Source organism: Paenibacillus sp. TSA_86.1, from assembly GCF_052691815.1.
Window position 1 is genome coordinate 199,810 of sequence record NZ_JBQZGE010000008.1, and the last position, 17,954, is coordinate 217,763.

General features: G+C 48.1%; 15 protein-coding genes. 14 read left to right on the top strand and 1 reads right to left on the bottom strand.

The window, feature by feature from the left end; all coding sequences use genetic code 11:
- The 11 genes from priA to spoVM all read left to right on the top strand — a co-directional run bounded on the left by priA (position 1) and on the right by spoVM (position 12,105).
- Positions 1-2,550: a primosomal protein N' gene (priA, locus tag ACUTVW_RS17315; protein ID WP_445646932.1), complete on the top strand. Its 2,550-nt coding sequence runs from the start codon at positions 1-3 to the stop codon at positions 2,548-2,550.
- A gap of 128 nt (positions 2,551-2,678) precedes the next feature.
- Entirely contained in the window at positions 2,679-3,167 is a 489-nt protein-coding gene (def, locus tag ACUTVW_RS17320) for a peptide deformylase (protein WP_342551934.1), read from the top strand.
- 12 nt (positions 3,168-3,179) lie between these two features.
- Positions 3,180-4,139, top strand: a complete 960-nt coding sequence (fmt, locus tag ACUTVW_RS17325) for a methionyl-tRNA formyltransferase (RefSeq protein WP_445646933.1) — start codon at positions 3,180-3,182, stop codon at positions 4,137-4,139.
- Positions 4,136-5,680, top strand: a complete 1,545-nt coding sequence (gene rsmB / locus ACUTVW_RS17330; RefSeq protein WP_445646934.1) for a 16S rRNA (cytosine(967)-C(5))-methyltransferase RsmB — start codon at positions 4,136-4,138, stop codon at positions 5,678-5,680. The genes fmt and rsmB overlap by 4 nt, the downstream gene beginning before the upstream one ends.
- 254 nt (positions 5,681-5,934) lie before the next feature.
- Positions 5,935-6,975, top strand: a complete 1,041-nt coding sequence (gene rlmN / locus ACUTVW_RS17335; RefSeq protein WP_434750357.1) for a 23S rRNA (adenine(2503)-C(2))-methyltransferase RlmN — start codon at positions 5,935-5,937, stop codon at positions 6,973-6,975.
- A 7-nt stretch (positions 6,976-6,982) separates the two neighbouring features.
- Positions 6,983-7,759, top strand: a complete 777-nt coding sequence (locus ACUTVW_RS17340; RefSeq protein ID WP_434750358.1) for a Stp1/IreP family PP2C-type Ser/Thr phosphatase — start codon at positions 6,983-6,985, stop codon at positions 7,757-7,759.
- A complete protein-coding gene (pknB, locus tag ACUTVW_RS17345; protein WP_445646935.1) occupies positions 7,756-9,963 on the top strand; it encodes a Stk1 family PASTA domain-containing Ser/Thr kinase in 2,208 nt (735 codons plus the stop codon). The genes ACUTVW_RS17340 and pknB overlap by 4 nt, the downstream gene beginning before the upstream one ends.
- A gap of 60 nt (positions 9,964-10,023) precedes the next feature.
- Positions 10,024-10,941, top strand: a complete 918-nt coding sequence (rsgA, locus tag ACUTVW_RS17350; protein ID WP_445646956.1) for a ribosome small subunit-dependent GTPase A — start codon at positions 10,024-10,026, stop codon at positions 10,939-10,941.
- A gap of 2 nt (positions 10,942-10,943) precedes the next feature.
- A complete protein-coding gene (rpe, locus tag ACUTVW_RS17355; protein WP_445646936.1) occupies positions 10,944-11,603 on the top strand; it encodes a ribulose-phosphate 3-epimerase in 660 nt (219 codons plus the stop codon).
- Between the two features lie 3 nt (positions 11,604-11,606).
- A complete protein-coding gene (locus tag ACUTVW_RS17360) occupies positions 11,607-11,858 on the top strand; it encodes a hypothetical protein (protein WP_445646937.1) in 252 nt (83 codons plus the stop codon).
- Between the two features lie 166 nt (positions 11,859-12,024).
- Positions 12,025-12,105: a stage V sporulation protein SpoVM gene (gene spoVM, locus ACUTVW_RS17365; RefSeq protein WP_019424875.1), complete on the top strand. Its 81-nt coding sequence runs from the start codon at positions 12,025-12,027 to the stop codon at positions 12,103-12,105.
- 203 nt (positions 12,106-12,308) lie between these two features.
- On the opposite strand, the gene rpmB is transcribed toward spoVM, so the two are convergent.
- Positions 12,309-12,497 carry a 50S ribosomal protein L28 gene (gene rpmB / locus ACUTVW_RS17370; protein ID WP_024631107.1) on the bottom strand — a complete coding sequence of 63 codons (189 nt, stop codon included), beginning with the start codon at positions 12,495-12,497 and terminating at the stop codon, positions 12,309-12,311.
- Between the two features lie 634 nt (positions 12,498-13,131).
- On the opposite strand from rpmB, the gene ACUTVW_RS17375 reads away from it, so the two are divergent.
- From ACUTVW_RS17375 to recG, 3 genes are all read left to right on the top strand, one after another.
- Complete coding sequence (locus tag ACUTVW_RS17375; RefSeq protein WP_445646938.1) at positions 13,132-14,931, top strand: DAK2 domain-containing protein; 1,800 nt, start codon at positions 13,132-13,134, stop codon at positions 14,929-14,931.
- 91 nt (positions 14,932-15,022) lie between these two features.
- The gene (locus ACUTVW_RS17380; RefSeq protein ID WP_445646939.1) at positions 15,023-15,886 is read left to right on the top strand and encodes a DegV family protein; all 864 of its coding nucleotides are present in this window, start codon (positions 15,023-15,025) and stop codon (positions 15,884-15,886) included.
- A gap of 10 nt (positions 15,887-15,896) precedes the next feature.
- On the top strand, positions 15,897-17,942 hold the full coding sequence (recG, locus tag ACUTVW_RS17385; RefSeq protein WP_445646940.1) for an ATP-dependent DNA helicase RecG: 2,046 nt from the start codon (positions 15,897-15,899) through the stop codon (positions 17,940-17,942).
- Positions 17,943-17,954 lie beyond the last annotated feature (12 nt).

A 17,954-nucleotide genomic window follows, 5' to 3' on the forward strand; every position in this document is an offset into this window, starting at 1 on the left:
ATGGAGATTGCCAAGGTCATTGTCGATGTGCCTGTGAAGCAAACCGACCGGCCTTTTGATTATCTGGTACCGGACTCCATGAAGGAATGGATTGAGGTCGGGAGCAGGGTAGGTGTACCTTTTGGACATCGCACAGTGCAAGGGTTCGTCGTGGATCTGGTTCCACGTACGGGAGAAGAATCGTTTAAGATGAAGCCTATTCAGGAGCTGCTGGACATTGTGCCGCCGCTGTCGAAGGATCTGGTGGAACTGGCAGAATGGATGAGCAAGCGATATGCGAGCAATCGGATTTTGTCCTTGCAGGTGATGGTGCCAACCGCGCTGAAAGGAAAAGCCGAGCGATATATTTCGCTGGGAGAAGCGCTGGATACACATGCTGAAGGTAAGTCCTCAGACGAAGAAGTGTTGTTTGTGTGGGGAGAGGAATCCACAACCGAGAAGGTTCAGCAGGATATTATCCGTTTTGTCAAAAGCCGGGGACAAGTGCCCCTGCAACAATTAAGCCGCAAGTACCCGAACCATGCAGCCTTGATCAAAAAGCTATTGCTGACCGGTGTGCTTTTGGAAAGTCAGGCGATTAAGGACAAGCTGAATAAAAAAACGATGAAATCCGTGAATCTGGCTGTGGATATCAATACTGCGGAAGAAGCACTGTCTTCATTCCCGGCCAAGGCGCAACGGCAGAAGGAAATTCTTTCTTTTTTGCTGGAGATGAAAGATCTCTTACCCATGCCTTTAAAGGAAGTGCTGTCTACTTTGCAGGTGTCGGCAGCAACCGTCAAAGGGCTTGAGGAAAAAGGGTTGGTTGTGACAGAGGACGTGGAAGTTTTCCGTGATCCGTATCAGGGCAGACATTTTAAACCGACAGAACCACTGAAATTGACAGACGAGCAACAACGGGTTTTTGGCAGTATCAATGGGCGTTTGCAGGAACAGCGTCATGGTGTTTTCTTATTGAATGGTGTTACCGGAAGTGGTAAAACAGAAGTTTATCTGCAGACCATTCAGCAGTGCATCAATCAGGACAGACAGGCGATCGTGCTGGTACCGGAGATTGCACTTACCCCGCAAATGGTGGAGCGCTTCAAGGGACGTTTCGGCGACCAGGTCGCGGTCATGCACAGCCGTCTTTCCGGCGGCGAACGTTATGATGAATGGCGCAAAATCCGTGAAGGTCAGGTGAAGGTGGCGATTGGGGCACGTTCAGCTGTATTTGCTCCATTTAGCCGACTGGGACTGATTATTATGGATGAAGAACACGAGACTTCGTATAAACAGGAAGAGACGCCTAAATACCATGCGCGTGATGTGGCTGTCAAAAGAGCGCAGCAGCACCAAGCTGTAGTGGTTCTCGGTTCAGCTACACCTTCACTGGAGAGTTATTATGCTGCCCGTTCGCAAAGCAATGATGATTTTGCACCGCTTTTGTTAGAGATGCCTACAAGGGCGCTTGGCAACAAACTGCCGGATGTGCGTATCATCGATATGCGTGAAGAATTGAAGGATGGTAATCGTTCCATGTTCAGCAGAGCACTGCACAAAGGGCTGGAAGAACGGATAGAGCGCGGGGAACAGACGGTGTTATTGCTTAATCGCCGAGGATATTCAACTTTTGTTATGTGCCGTAGCTGCGGATATGTAGCGGGTTGTCCTGAATGTGATATCTCTTTAACGTATCACCAACGCTCCAACAATTTACGCTGTCATTATTGCGGATATGCAGAAGCAGCACCCGAAACGTGCCCGGATTGCGGAAGTGAGCATATAAGGTACTTCGGCACAGGAACACAGCGGGTTGAGGAAGAATTGGCCAAGCTTTTCCCTGGAATTCGGGTGATTCGCATGGATGTAGATACGACGTCGGAAAAAGGTTCACATGAGAAGTTGTTAAAACAGTTTCGGGAGAAAAAGGCGGATGTACTGCTTGGGACTCAGATGGTTGCCAAAGGGCTCGATTTTCCGGATGTCACTCTGGTCGGAGTCATCACCGCTGATTCAGCATTGAATTTGCCGGATTTCCGTGCTGCTGAAAAAACATTCCAACTGCTTACACAAGTGGCAGGCCGGGCGGGGCGTCATCAATTGCCGGGTGAGGTATTTGTGCAGTCCTATACGCCCGAACATTACTCCATTGGACATGCAAGCCAGCATGACTACGTATCTTTTGTAAGGGAAGAACTGCTGCACCGTAGAAATTTGCAGTATCCACCCTACTGCCGCCTGATTCTGGTGACTTTCTCTCATGAACAGCTTCCGGTACTGATTCGACTAGCTGAAAACTATACTCGACTGCTGAAAGAGAAGGCGAACGCTGCCGGGTGGCTGGGTAGTCTGGATCGTTTCAGCAACGAAGCCTTTGATGTGCTCGGCCCTGTAGCTTCCCCTATTCCGCGGATCAAGAATAGATACCGATTCCAATGTATGATAAAATGGCGTGGGGATGTGGACGCCATTGGCCTGGCTCTGGCAACGGCCCGTCACATGGACGATGATGTTCAGGCCCAAAAGTTGCTTATTAGCCTTGATGTAGATCCGCAGATGTTAATGTAGACATTTTACAGCATTTTGATGCGATAAATGTGGATGTGAACAAGCGGTATAAACATAGATTAATATGAACAACGAAATAGAGATTATTGCCTAGAAACTATGATGAGAATTAGGAAGGTGCTTACAACATGTCGATTCGTATTATCGTTAAAGAACCAGATGAGGTGCTTCACAAAAGAGCTAAGGAAGTCACCAAAGTTACACCTAATGTTCAAAAGTTGCTTGATGATATGGCAGACACGATGTACGACGCAGAAGGGGTAGGTCTTGCCGCTCCGCAAGTCGGCATTCTGAAACGTTTGATTGTCATTGATGCAGGAGATGAGCAAGGGCTGATCAAAATGATTAACCCGGAGATCATTTCCAGTGAAGGAGAACAGTTCGGACCAGAAGGTTGTCTGAGTATTCCTGGAATTAACGGTGATGTTCGTCGTTTCGAGACAGTGACCGTTAAAGGGCTGGATCGGGAAGGCAAAGAGTTGATTATTACAGGTAGTGGCCTGCTGTCCCGTGCATTCCAGCATGAAATTGACCATTTGGATGGCGTGCTCTTCACAGATATTGCTGAAAAAGTATATGAAATTGCCCCGGAGCAAACGGGACCGCGTCGCAATTAAGGAGTGATCGATTTGAATATTGTCTTTATGGGAACACCTGAATTTGCCGTTCCTTCACTGGATATGTTGATGGCGGAAGGTTACCATGTGGTAGGCGTAGTAACCCAGCCAGATAAACCGCAAGGACGTAAAAAAGTACTTACACCTACACCGGTCAAGGCCGCAGCTGAACGCTATGGTCTACCGGTGTTTCAGCCTGTCAAACTTCGTGATCCGGAAGCGGTAGCTCGCCTTGCAGAGTGGAAGCCAGACCTGATTGTTACGGCCGCATTTGGACAGATTCTTCCCAAAGCGGTGCTGGATATGCCGGTTCGCGGCTGCGTGAACGTGCACGGGTCTCTTTTGCCTAAATACCGCGGAGGAGCTCCAATACAGCGCTCTATCATTAACGGAGAATCAGTCACAGGAGTCACGTTGATGTATATGGCAGAAGGACTGGATACCGGGGACATGATCTCTCGTGTGGAAGTGCCCATTACGGATGAAGATACATCTGGTACGATGTTTGTCAAACTGAGCGAGGCTGGTTCCAAGCTGCTTCAGGCTGAAATGCCACGTCTGATCGCAGGACAAACGACAGCTGTGCCACAGGATGATGAGCAGGCCTCATATGCTCGTAACTTGACCCGTGAAGATGAGAAGCTTGATTGGAGTCGTACATCTCGTGAATTGTTCAACCAGATTAGAGGACTGGTTCCCTTCTCGGGTGCATTTACGATGTGGGAAGAGCAGGTCTTTAAAATTTGGGCAGCGGCTAATCCCGATCAGACTCTAAATGAATGCTCTTCTGCTTCAAATGATGGACAAGCAGAACCGGGAACGGTGTTACAATTGAATAAATCAGGCATTGAAATAAAGACAGGCGATGGTTCTTTGTGGCTTACCGAGGTGCAGCCTGCCGGCAAAAAAGTAATGCAAGCTGCTGACTTTGGGCGCGGTGGAACATTGAAACCTGGTACGGTGCTGCGATGACGACTCCAAAATCAGGACATTCCTCAGGCAAAGAACGTCAGGCAGCAGGCAACGGTAACGCAGGAAATAACCCTAATCGTCATCAGTCTGGCAAGGGTTCTTCTGGCAACCAAGGGCGGCGTACCGGAAACAGCAAGGTGTCCACTTCTACTGCCAAGGTGAGCCAGAATCATGCTCGCGTACAAAAGCCGAAAACATCTGCTCGCGCACTCGCTGTCAAGGTACTGAGCGCGGTTGAGCAAGATGGGGCTTACAGCAATCTGGAATTAAACCGCAGGCTCCAAGAGACAGAGCTTAGTTCTGCAGATGCAGGACTTGCTACAGAACTGGTCTACGGAACGATTGCAAGACAAAATACGCTGGATTATTATTTGGAACGTTTTGTAGCCAAAGGAACAGCTAAATTACAACCTTGGGTGCGCAGTTTGCTTCGGATCAGTGCTTATCAATTGATCTACCTGGATCGAATTCCGGAACATGCCGTTGTCAGTGAAGCGGTGAACCTGGCGAAAAAGCTCGGTCATCAGGGAATCTCCGGTATGGTTAACGGCGTGCTGCGGAATATGATTCGAAATAAGGAGCAACTGCATATTCCTTCACATCTACCGGCGGCTGAACGGATTTCGCTGGAACATTCACACCCGCTCTGGATGGTGGAGCGGTGGATTGCTCAATACGGAGAAGAGACAACCGAAGCGATCTGTCGAGCCAATAATGAACCACCAGCAGTAAGTGTACGTGTGAACACGACGATGACAACGCGTAACAAACTGATGGAGGAGATGGCAGACACGGGTGCTGTGGTTGAAGCTTCCCTTCTTAGCCCAGATGGTATTCTGGTTCGAAGTGGCGGCAATATGGCTCTTACGTCCTGGTATCGGGACGGGTTTTTCTCCGTGCAGGACGAAAGCTCCATGCTGGTAGCCGAAGCTGTAGCACCTGAAGAGGGACAGCATGTTCTGGACTGCTGTGCAGCTCCAGGTGGCAAGACTGCTCATATGGCGGAGAAGATGCGAGACCGGGGGCACATTGTAGCTAATGATGTCCATGTTCATAAACGCGATCTTATTCTGGATCAAGCAGAACGTCTCGGACTTAGCTGCATTGATGCGGTAACCGGTGATGCGCTTGATTTAAATAAGCGTTATGAGGAATCTTCATTTGACCGGATTTTGCTGGATGCTCCATGTTCGGGTCTTGGCGTGATTCGCCGCAAGCCAGACGTGAAATGGACCAAATCAGCTTCGGATATAGAAGACATCTCCAGCTTGCAGCGTGAGCTTCTAGACGGTGTTGCGCCATTGCTTAAACCAGGTGGGATTTTGGTATACAGTACTTGTACGATCGAAGCAGCAGAGAACGAGGGTATGATTGCGGATTTTTTATCTCGTCACCCGGAGTATCAGGCCATCGAGACGTCCACGTGGTCACAGCCGGAAACCGAGAACTGGAAGGCAGCGAACGGCGGTGTTCAGATTCTGCCGCAGTATGCTCACAGTGATGGTTTTTACATTGCACGGTTGACAAGAATCGCGGATTAACCGTTTAATAGAGCACGGAAGGAAGGCCGCCGAGGAAAACCTCGGCGGATTTCTTTGTGAGGGGCTGCACGGTTATAATGAGTTTATAAAACGATGTCAGGATGCGATGGTTAGACCGAGGTGTTATAATGCATGAAGAACAGGTCTCGAGGGTATACATGGATGTAAAGTGCCGTTTGTGATAGAATAGGACGAATGCAGTAAAACGTTTGAAAGTAAATGAAAAGAAAAAAGGAATAGGTGTTGACAACAAAATGAAACCTTTTATATACGATTTTACCCTGGAGCAGTTGCAGCAATGGGCTGTGGAAAATGGGGAACCTGCGTTTCGCGGTGGTCAGATCTTTGACTGGATTTATGTGAAACGTGTGAATGATTTTAGTGAAATGACGAATCTATCCAAAGCTCTGCGTGAGAAATTGGTAGAGCAGTTTGAATTCGTAACCCTCAAGGAAATCACCAAGTTTGAGTCCAAGGATGGAACGGTAAAATTCCTCTTTGGTCTGCATGATGATCATGCCATTGAAACAGTTATTATGAAGCATAACTACGGGAACAGCATCTGTGTAACGACACAGGTTGGTTGCCGCATTGGTTGTACATTCTGTGCATCTACGCTGGGCGGTCTCAAACGTAACCTGACAGCAGGAGAGATCGTTGCTCAGGTTGTACAGGCTCAGAAAATTCTGGATGAGCGTAACGAACGTGTCAGCAGTATTGTTATCATGGGTTCAGGCGAACCATTTGAAAACTATGAAGCGACAATGGCATTTCTGCGGATTATGATTCACGAAAAAGGCTTGAACATCGGTCAGCGCCACATTACCGTGTCTACGAGCGGAATCGTGCCGAACATCTACAAGTTTGCTGATGAAGACACGCAGATTAATCTGGCGATTTCAATACACGCGCCGAATGATGCTCTTCGTTCAAAATTGATGCCGGTTAACCGTCGTTTCCCGTTTGATGATGTGATGGAATCTCTTCGTTATTATCTGGCGAAAACAGGCCGGAGAATTACGTTTGAATACGCATTGATTGGCGGTGTAAACGACCAGCCAGAGCATGCGGCAGAACTGGCAAGTGTTCTCAAAAGCATGTTATGCCATGTCAACCTGATTCCGGTTAACCATGTGCCTGAGCGCAAATATGTTAGAACATCAAGAAGTGATATCTTTAACTTCCAGAGAATACTCTCGGAACAAGGAGTTAATGTAACGATTCGCCGTGAACAGGGACATGATATTGCTGCCGCTTGCGGCCAGCTTCGTGCAAAGCATATGGAGTTGAGGTGAGAGCGTTTTGATCAAAACAGTTCATGTGAGCCATATCGGACGAGTACGTTCGGTGAATGAAGATTCAGCCTGGATCCGTAATCTTGATACAGGATATATTCTGGGAATTGTCGCAGACGGCATGGGCGGACATCTTGCTGGGGATACGGCAAGCCGCCTTGCCGTGGAGACGCTGGTGCAGGATCTGGCTACACTTGAGCCAGGTTTGTCTCATGCATCGCTCTCCGCTGCGCTTAGCGATGCGATTCTTCATGCGAATGAAGTCATATTCCGCACTGCATCCACAGATGATAAGTATCATAATATGGGAACGACGGTCGTCGCAGCCTTATTAAATGATGCGGAAGGTGTAATTGGACATATTGGGGACAGCCGTGCTTATAAAATTGTAGGCAAGGAAGTATTCCAGTTGACCGAAGACCATACACTGGTGAATGAATTGTACAAAAATGGTCAGATTAGCAAAGAAGACGTATCTCATCATCCACGTCGAAACGTGCTTACACGTGCGCTTGGCACGGATGCTGAAGTGAAGGTTGATATGGATACCGTGCGGTTGGAAGAAGGCGAAGTATTGCTTCTCTGCAGCGACGGACTCAGTAACCTGGTCAGTAATGAGCAGATCATTCAGGTTGCGGGCAATCTTGAACTTGCACTGGAAGATCGCGCTGATCGACTGCTTCAGCTCGCATTGCTTGCTGGTGGAGATGATAACATCACGGTCGCTTTATTTGAGCCTCAGCAGCAAGACGAGATACAAACGGAAACGGGGTGTGAGTCATGATTGGGCACCAGCTAGGCGGACGCTATGAAGTTATTGAGCGTGTTGGCGGCGGCGGCATGGCTCTTGTATACAAAGCCCAGGATCTGCTCTTAAACCGAAATGTAGCGATTAAAGTGCTTAGACAGCAATTCGTGCATGATGAAGAGTTTATTCGTCGTTTCCGTAGAGAGGCACAGTCAGCGGCCTCGCTTTCTCATCCGAATGTAGTCAGCATCTATGATGTGGGTCAGGAAGATGAAGTTCATTATATTGTCATGGAGTACGTTGAAGGCAAAAATTTAAATGAAATTATTAAGGAACGTGCGCCTTTGCAGGTCGACGAAGCGGTACACATTGCTTCCCAGATCGCGGATGCACTGGATCACGCGCACCATAATCAGATTATTCATCGGGATATTAAACCGCATAATATATTGATTGGCCGGAATGGCCGTGTCAAAGTAACGGATTTTGGTATCGCCCGTGCGGTGACCTCTACAACGATCACGCAGACTGGCTCTGTCGTGGGTTCGGTGCATTATTTCTCGCCAGAGCATGCCAAGGGTATTGTGACTGGGGAGAAGTCGGACTTATATTCTCTAGGAATTGTACTTTATCAAATGCTTACCGGACAGCTTCCTTTTTTGGGGGAGAGTCCAATCAGTGTAGCTTTGAAACATCTGCAGGAAGAGTTTGATGAACCACGCAAATTCAATCCGTTGATTCCGCAAAGTGTGGAAAATGTCATTCTGAAATCGATGCGCAAAAATCCGCAGGAGCGCTATCAATCGGCCAAAGAAATGCAGCATGATCTGGAAACATGTCTCATGCCAGAGCGCCGCAATGAGTCCAAGGTTGATTTTCCGGATGAAGACGACATCGATCAGACTCGGGTTATGCCGGCCATCAAACCGGAACCGCGCGGTATGACGTCTACCGGAACGTTGCCTGTAATGGAGAACAATGAAGCAGGAAACTCGGGTAAATCGAAGAAGAAAAACTGGAAAAAACCGGCGCTGATCATTTCATCAACGGTTCTTATTCTGATCGCCATGGTTGCGGTTGTATGGTACGTCAAAGGCATGCTTGTCGTGCCTGAGGTAACGGTACCTAATGTGGTCAATCAGACAGAAGAAAAAGCCCGTCAAATGCTTGAGGCGGAGGGTCTGGTTGTGAGCAATGAGGTCATTCGGCAGTATAAAGAAAATGTACAGCCTGGAACTGTCTTCGATCAAAGCAGGAATGAAGGCGATGTAGTCAAAAAAGGCACCGAAGTACAGTTAAGCGTTGGCGCGGAAAAAGAAATGGTGAAAATGATTGATGTCAAGCAGGATCCTTATTCTGAAGCGGTTAAAAAGTTGACGGCGCTTGGTATAAAAGAAGACCAAATCAAGCGTAAGGATGAGTTCTCCAATGAAGTGGCTTCAGGTTCAGTTATTTCCCAGACACCTGGCGTGAATGAAGAATTTGATCCTGAGGTTGTTGCCATCGAGTTAACCGTAAGTAAGGGTACTGAAACGGTCAAAATGCCTGATCTGAAAAATCATACGCGCAGTGAAGCGGAACAGATGCTGAAAGAGAAGGGACTTGTGCTTGGACAGGTACAGGAGGAATCCAGTTATACTGTAGAAAAGGGCAAAGTTACCCAGCAATGGCCTGTGGAAGCAGGAACCGATGTGAATCCTGGCGATAAGATCACGATCTTTATCAGCACAGGATATCCGGATCAGGCTCTGGAGTATTCTTTTAATATCAATGTATCACCAAAAGAAGCAGGGAAAAACAGTAAAATTCGTATCACCTATGAAGATGCACGCGGCAAAAATCAGGAGTGGGGTACCCGTACGATCAATTCTGCTCAAGTCCTGACGATTCCGCTTGTGCTTGCACCTAATGAGAATGGTGCGGTGTCCGTTTATCGTGACGGCAAATTCCTGGATACCTACGTTGTTTCTTATACTGAAGCAAAGAATGGTACTGTGAACGTTCCTTCCATTGATCCCGAACAGAACACACAGGCTCCACCAGCGAATACCCCTGACCCGGGGAATGGTGGCAATGGCAGTGTGGACAACGGCGGGCAAGGTGAACCTGACTCTACCCCGGCTGACGGGGAAGGGGACGATCAGGAAGGTGACACTTCAGCAATGAAGACGGATAAAGGCCCAGGCAAGCATAAAGACGATAAGAAAAAAGGTGTTGTCAACGCATCAAGCCGTCCATAAGGACGGCTTATGCTGACGTAAGGAAACAATGTGAGTGATCAGAAGGAGGGCGACGGAGCTGTGCCAGAAGGTATCATCGTTAAAGCATTAAGTGGTTATTACTATGTCATGCCGATAGAAGACAACGGGGTTCCTTCGGTTGAAGGTTCCGCCGTTCAATGTAGAGCCAGGGGGATTTTTCGTAAACGAGGCACTTCTCCGCTTGTAGGTGACCGCGTCAGTTACATGCTGACGGAGAACGGGGAAGGAACGGTAGACGAAATTCACAAACGCGAGACCGAATTAATTCGTCCCCCGGTGGCGAACGTCAGCTTGGCTGTCCTGTTATTTTCGGTCAAAGAGCCTGACATGAACCTGAATCTGCTGGATAAGTTTCTGGTGCATATTGAGCAAGCTGGACTTGATGCTCTTATCGTACTAACGAAACAGGATCTTGTTGATCCGGAAGCCGAGGATCGGAACATTGTGGCTGAAGTGAAGACGATGTACGAGCAGATTGGTTATGAGGTTATTTCAACGAGTTCCCGAACGGGAGAAGGCAGTGAATTACTTAGAGAACGCTTGGCGGGCAAGATCAGTGTATTTTCCGGTCAATCCGGAGTTGGCAAGTCTTCCATGCTGAATGCACTTATGCCAGGACTCACCTTGGAGACCAATGCAATCAGCATGCGCCTCGGGCGCGGGAAACACACGACCAGACATGTGGAACTCATTCCACTGGATAATGGCGGATTTGTTGCGGATACACCAGGATTCAGCCAGTTGGACTTTCTGGAGATTGGCGTGGAGGAATTATCCATCTGTTTCCGTGAGTTCGCCCAGTTTGCTGATCAGTGCAAGTTCCGAGGGTGTACGCATACGCATGAGCCGGGGTGCCGGGTACTGGCGGCCAAAGAGGAAGGTCTAATCTCCGAAAGTCGATATCAGCACTATGAGCAGTTCCTGACGGAAATGAAAGATAAGAAGCGGAGGTATTAATTATGATTAAAATTGCCCCATCGATATTATCAGCAGACTTTGCCAAGCTGGGTGCAGAGGTTGCCGAAGCACAAGCGGCAGGCGGAGACTGGATTCATGTTGACGTAATGGACGGTCATTTCGTTCCTAATATTACGCTCGGTCCTGCTATTGTAAAAGCTATTGCACCTCATACATCACTGCCGCTGGACGTTCATCTGATGATCGAGAATCCCGAGCGGTATGTGGAAGAGTTCGCAAAAGCCGGCGCAGCGGTAATTACGGTTCATGCTGAGGCGTGTGTGCATCTGCACCGTGTGATTCATCTGATTAAAGAGCAGGGAATTATGGCAGGGGTTGCTCTTAATCCGGGCACTCCGGCCAGTGCGATTCAGGAAGTACTGGACGATGTAGATCTGGTCCTCGTTATGACCGTAAATCCTGGTTTCGGTGGACAAGCATTTATTTCTGGCACGATGAACAAAATCAAGCAGATTCGTACATGGCTGAATGAGAGAGGGCGTCATGACGTACATATCGAGGTAGACGGCGGTATTGCTGCCGATACGGCTCCACTTGTCGTGGAAGCTGGTGCTGACGTTCTGGTCGCTGGTAGTGCTGTATTTGGACGCGAAGATCGCGCCGCCGCAATTGCCGAGATTCGCAGCAGCTACGAGGGTTAATTCATGACTCTCAGAGAGACGTTGTGGACAATGGCGGGCAGTATGGTTACGGGGCTGGTGCTTGCGCTCTTTGCAGTTCTCCAGGCTCCATTCAATGCGCTCACGTCATTAATCGGGGTAGGCGTGGTCATTATGTATTTCCGCAAGTTCGATCGCAAAGGACATCGGATTACTTTTGTCGTATTCAGCATACTTTATTATCTCATGAGTGTTTTCATGATCGCGGTCTATCAATATATTCCTGCCCAAACGTAAATGCGTTGATCTTCGGGCTTGTCATTGTGGAATAGGGACAACAGGTCTCGCATAAATATGGTTACATGAGCAGGTTTCTCATGTAGCCTTTTTTGTCGTGTTTGGGTGAAAAAGGCCTGAAGCATAGGATACGGCGGATGCATGAGCATGATGGGGAGGGTGAAGTATGAAATTTTACACATTCAAACTGCCGAAGTTTTTGGGAGGGTTTGTAAAGGCGATCCTGAATACGTTTCAAAAGAACTGATTTGAACAACAGTAGCACAGTTAGGCGAATACCGCCGCTTTGGCTCAAAGGCTCATCTGGAGAACCGGATCTGCATGATGTGCCATGCGGCGGCCATTCCTGTGTGTATCATGAAATTATGGCTGTGCTTTTTGAACACCAAAAAAGCACCTGCAAGGAACAAGGTGCTTTTTGCTTACCCGATTTATAGTAGCTTTGCGTGATTATACGCGAGTCACTTTACCGGCTTTCAGTGCACGGGTGCTTACGTATACACGTTTTGGTTTGCCGTTCACGAGAATACGAACCTTCTGAACGTTTACGCCCCAAGAACGACGGTTACGGTTGTTAGCGTGGGATACGTGGTTACCGGTGCCCGGTTTCTTACCTGTCACATAACATTTGCGAGACATAGATTACACCTCCTATCCTAAAATAACCAATGCCTTCGGAGAGACGAACGCCATTCCATAAGGACTTCATTGTTCTTTCCTGATCCTAAGATCAGGCTTCAGTAGCTAATGGGTTGTTCAAGCCGGCTTGGCCGGATCATTTCCATTACTTAACCTGCATAAAACAATACTTAAATATAATATCATATTCAAAAAAGCTTCGTCAACTGATCCAAAAACTTTATTTATTTCTCTTGTCTAATATAGTACAATGTTGAATAGTCCATAGTACAGCCATGAACAGGCTGTTGCCGCGGGATGCCGGAGAAAAAACCGTACGTAGAGGTTGGAGGTTCACTTTTTTGGCAACGCTGTGAGATGCGGCATTCCATCATTGGCACCAGTCTCCATGCGGCATTCATGTCGGCTTCTGATACCGGTGCATATCCCTATGCCCGCATAACGGGTTGCAGAGAATGCAGGATATTGGTAGCCCGGCCGCCCAGACCGTTAATCCGGCTGACATGTTGTATTGTATGCCTGTGCCGGACAAGGTATGGACGAAGAATAACGCAGCCGCGTTAGCGCATGAACAGACCAAAATGATTCTTGGTGCAAGGTGTTCGTGTATCAAGCTAGGAAGGGGAATTCTCACTTGAGTATACGTTCTTTAAATGGAACAGATTTCACCGCTATGGTTATTGCCGGAGCGGAACAACTAGGGCAGCATGCAGAACATGTCAATTCCCTGAATGTTTTCCCTGTGCCGGATGGCGACACGGGAACAAACATGAATTTGACAATGACTGCTGGCGTTGCAGAGATTAAAAGAAAGAGCTCTGCATCGATCGGAGACGCTGCCGGAATATTATCCAAGGGCTTGCTTATGGGCGCGCGCGGAAACTCAGGGGTTATTTTATCCCAATTGTTCCGTGGTTTCAGCCGTTCAGCAGCTCCTTATGAAGAATTGAATACGATTCAATTCGCAGCAGCCCTGCAAAATGGTGTTGACGCAGCTTACAAAGCTGTTGTGAAGCCGGTGGAGGGAACCATTCTTACCGTAGCTAAGGAAGCTGCCAAACATGCCAGCTACTACGCAAGACGGACGAATGATATCACTGAATTAATGAATGAGGTTTTGTTAAAAGCAAAAGAAGCACTGGCGATGACTCCAGAAATGCTACCTGTTTTAAAACAGGTTGGTGTGGTGGATTCGGGTGGTCAGGGGCTTGTATATATTTACGAAGGCTTTATGGAAGTACTATTGAAAACGGACGGTAGTTCACGTGTCTCACTACAAAAGGAATCTTCTTCTTCAGTAGCGACACAGGTGAAAACGCCTGCAATTGAGCCAGTTGCAACGAAGGCAGCACAGGTGATTGCTCCAGAAATGCCTTTGTCAGCTCAGGCCCGATTGGAAACGGAAGATATTGAATTTTTGTACGATATGGAGTTTTTCATCAATCGTGAGCTTGGTGAGAATGCAGGAGCAGCTTTTGATGAAGAATTGTTCCGGAAGTCGTTGTCAAAAAATGGAGATTCTATCATTATAATTGCAGACGACGAAGTCATCAAGGTGCATGTGCATTCCAAGACACCTGGTGATGTATTGAATCTGGCTCTAAAGTACGGCGAGATTACACAGATTCATATTCTCAATATGCGCGAACAGCATCGTGATTTGCTGAGTGCAGGAATGGATATTGCGGCTTCACCGGATCTTTTTGCTGAAATTCCGCATGAGAAGACAAGCACATTGGAAGAAGCGGTACTCCCGGCAGATGAAATGGCGCCTTATGGGTTTATCGCGGTTTCTTCCGGTGATGGCATTGCGGAAATATTCAAAAGCCTGGGTGTAGATGTGGTGATGTCTGGTGGACAGACGATGAATCCAAGCACAGAAGACTTTGTAAAAGCCGTTCGTTCAATTTCGGCCGATCAAGTATTTATTTTGCCGAATAACTCCAATATTGTGCTGGCTGCTGAACAGGCTAGGGAACTGCTGGAGGATGAGCGTCGTATCATCGTTATTCCAAGCAAGACAATCCCACAAGGAATGGCAGCTGCGTTTGCTTTCCAGGAGGATGAGTCTGCAGAAACGAATCGTGAACAAATGCTGGAGGCGATTAGCCGCGTTCAGTCCGGTCAAGTGACTCATGCCGTTCGCGATACCCAGTATGATGAACTGGATATTAAGGCTGGGCATTACATCGGTATCCATAACTCCAAGATTGTTGCGACAGATGAGGGTATGCTTAATGCATGTGAGGGTCTGCTGAAACAAATGCTGGAGAGCGGAGATGAAGTGGTGACAATCCTTGAAGGGGAAGAGGCTGACGCTGAAGTTACCGCTGCTCTTGCTGCATGGCTGGAAGAACAATATCCTGATGCTGAGGTCGAGGTACATCAGGGAGGACAACCGGTGTATTATTATCTGTTCTCTGTGGAGTCCTAGTAGATGTTGTTCAAAGAGTACGGGGTTTTACCGTGTTAATTAGCTCTTTGAACATGCACTTACAGCACTTTAGCGAAGAGGGGGAGAGCCCGTGAGCCACAAGGTTGCGATTGTAACGGACAGTACGGCCGATATTCCAGAGGAATTGATTCAAAAATACGGTATACATGTTGTTCCCTTGCGTCTATTGTTCGGAGAAGAAACGTATGCCGATGGTATTGAATTGACGCCGAAGCAATTCTACGAGAAATTAAGTAAGAGTGCTGTGTTGCCTACGACTTCACAGCCTTCTCCTACTGATTTCATGAACGTGTACCAAACGTTGCTTGATGAGGATTCGGAAAGACCGATTGTATCGATCCATCTGTCCTCAGGCATGAGTGGAACATACCAATCAGCTATGCTCGGTAAGTCACTCCTTGAACGTGAAGGTGATATTACCGTGCTGGATTCAAAATCCGCCTCGTACGGGTATGGTTTAATGGTGGTACAGGCGGCGGAATTAGCTGAACAGGGCAAGTCCCCTGCCGAGATTGTTGCTGCTGTAGAAGCCATGCAGCAGTCTCGCAAGCTGTTTTTTCTGGTCGATACGCTGGAGTATCTGCAGAAAGGTGGCCGGATTGGTAAAGCCTCGGCCATTTTGGGAACGTTGCTCAACATTAAACCGATCCTTTCTATCGATGAAGAAGGCGTAATCTACGCCGTAGAGAAAGTCAGAGGTCATAAAAAGGCAATGGCACGTATTATTGAGCTGTTCCAGAAGGATCTGGCCGGAAAACGGGTCAATCTAGCGGTTGGCCATACGGCTGACCCGCCGTCAGCAGTAGCTTGTGCGGAACAGCTAAGGGGTCATTTTACACTGAATGAAGTGATCTATACCAATATTGGGGCCGTCATCGGCAGTCATGTAGGGCCCGGTGTTATTGCTATTTTTATGTGGCCTGTTCCGGAATGAGGGATTAGACATGAACTTGGAAGAAATATCAGTGAAGCAAATTAACGGCGTGAGTGCTCTCAAAGAGGGAGAGCTTCACGCCTTTGGCATCTCTAGTGTGAAAGACTTACTGGAGTATTATCCGTTTCGTTATGAAGATTATCGTCTGCGTTCGCTTAGTGAGGTTAAGGACGGAGACAAAATTACGATACAGGGACAGGTCATGGGTATTCCGGTGTTACAACGGTACGGCAAAAAGTCACGCCTGACCTGTAAGATTATGACGGAAGAGTGGATGATTACGGCGACGTGGTTTAACCGTCATTTTCTCAAAGACCAGCTCACACCTAACCGGGAAATTGTGCTGACAGGTAAATGGGAACAAAAGCGCATGCAGCTTACCGTGTCTGATTCGGAATTCCCCGATAAAGGAGATGGGCGTTCAGGTACATTGCAACCCGTGTATTCCGTCACGGGCAAGGTAACGCAGCAGTGGATACGCAAGACGATTAACCAAGGATTAATTCAATATGGTGATCTGATCCCCGAGATTTTGCCACTAGCACTCATTAAAAAATATAATCTGATGGCGCGCAAGCAAGCCATTGCCGGTATTCATCGTCCGCAGGACAATCAGGAAGGCCAACGAGCCAGACAGCGGATGGTTTATGAGGAGTTATTTCTGTTCCAGCTCAAAATGCAGGCATTTCGTGCACTGAATCGGAATCGGCTGGATGGTATGGTACACACCACGGACAATACGACGATTCGAGAATTTGTGCGTAGTTTGCCGTTTGAGTTGACGGATGCGCAGAAGAAAGTTGAGCTTGAAATCTTGCATGATATGCGTTCACCCTATGCGATGAATCGGTTGCTGCAAGGCGATGTAGGTTCTGGTAAAACGGTGATTGCAGCTATCGCTCTCTATACGACGGTGCGATCCGGCTTTCAGGGGGCACTGATGGTGCCGACCGAGATTTTGGCAGAACAGCATATGCGTTCCTTGCAGAAACTGTTCGAACCGTTTGGTGTAACGGTAGGCCTGTTAACCGGTAGTGTGAACGGGCGGAAACGTAAGGATTTGATCGCCTCATTGCAGATGGGGATGCTGGATATTGTGGTGGGTACACACGCCCTGATCCAGGAAGATGTTTTCTTCCGGGAGCTGGGTCTTGTGGTTACGGACGAGCAGCATCGCTTCGGAGTGAATCAGCGCAGCGTTTTGAGACGCAAAGGGTATAATCCGGATGTATTAACCATGACGGCTACGCCGATCCCGCGGACGCTTGCGATTACGGCATTTGGTGATATTGAGGTATCGACGATATCGGAGCGGCCGAAGGGGCGTATTCCGATCTCCACGTATTGGGTGAAACATGACATGATGGAGCGGGTGCTCGGTTTTATCTCCAGAGAGGTGGATCAGGGTCGTCAGGCCTATCTGATCTGCCCGCTGATCGAAGAATCGGAGAAACTGGATGTGCAAAATGCGATTGATCTGCATGTGCAGATGCAGCAGAATTTCCCGAAATATAAAGTGGGGTTGCTGCATGGACGTATGACGGCTGCGGAAAAAGAAGAAATGATGCGGGAATTCTACAGTAATGACATTCAGTTGCTGGTATCCACCACGGTGGTAGAAGTCGGGGTCGATGTGCCCAACGCCACACTCATGGTTATTATGGATGCGGATCGTTTTGGCTTGTCCCAGTTGCATCAGCTTCGAGGTCGTGTTGGACGGGGTGCACATGCGTCGTATTGTGTGCTGATTGCTGATCCGAAGACGGAAGTTGGACAGGAACGCATGAAGGTCATGACCGAAACCGAGGATGGATTCGAGGTATCGCGTCGTGATTTGGATCTGCGGGGACCGGGCGATTTCTTTGGCACCAAGCAGAGCGGATTACCTGAATTCCGACTAGCCGATATGGTAGCGGATTTTGCCGTATTGGAACAGGCTCGGGATGATGTGTCTGCGTTGATTGCAGATGCCACGTTCTGGACGTCTGTTGACTACATGCCGTTGCGTGAATTTCTCCAGCAGGAGCAGGTATTCAAGGGTGATCTGATGGATTAAGCTGTACGATGC

Bases quoted from the DNA above. Each gene is read 5' to 3' on its own strand.
- priA (WP_445646932.1), top strand. From the start codon at position 1: ATGGAGATTGCCAAGGTCATTGTCGATGTGCCTGTGAAGCAAACCGAC.
- def (WP_342551934.1), top strand. From the start codon at position 2,679: ATGTCGATTCGTATTATCGTTAAAGAACCAGATGAGGTGCTTCACAAA.
- rsmB (WP_445646934.1), top strand. From the start codon at position 4,136: ATGACGACTCCAAAATCAGGACATTCCTCAGGCAAAGAACGTCAGGCA.
- rlmN (WP_434750357.1), top strand. From the start codon at position 5,935: ATGAAACCTTTTATATACGATTTTACCCTGGAGCAGTTGCAGCAATGG.
- pknB (WP_445646935.1), top strand. From the start codon at position 7,756: ATGATTGGGCACCAGCTAGGCGGACGCTATGAAGTTATTGAGCGTGTT.
- rpe (WP_445646936.1), top strand. From the start codon at position 10,944: ATGATTAAAATTGCCCCATCGATATTATCAGCAGACTTTGCCAAGCTG.
- ACUTVW_RS17360 (WP_445646937.1), top strand. From the start codon at position 11,607: ATGACTCTCAGAGAGACGTTGTGGACAATGGCGGGCAGTATGGTTACG.
- spoVM (WP_019424875.1), top strand. From the start codon at position 12,025: ATGAAATTTTACACATTCAAACTGCCGAAGTTTTTGGGAGGGTTTGTA.
- rpmB (WP_024631107.1), bottom strand. From the start codon at position 12,497: ATGTCTCGCAAATGTTATGTGACAGGTAAGAAACCGGGCACCGGTAAC.
- recG (WP_445646940.1), top strand. From the start codon at position 15,897: ATGAACTTGGAAGAAATATCAGTGAAGCAAATTAACGGCGTGAGTGCT.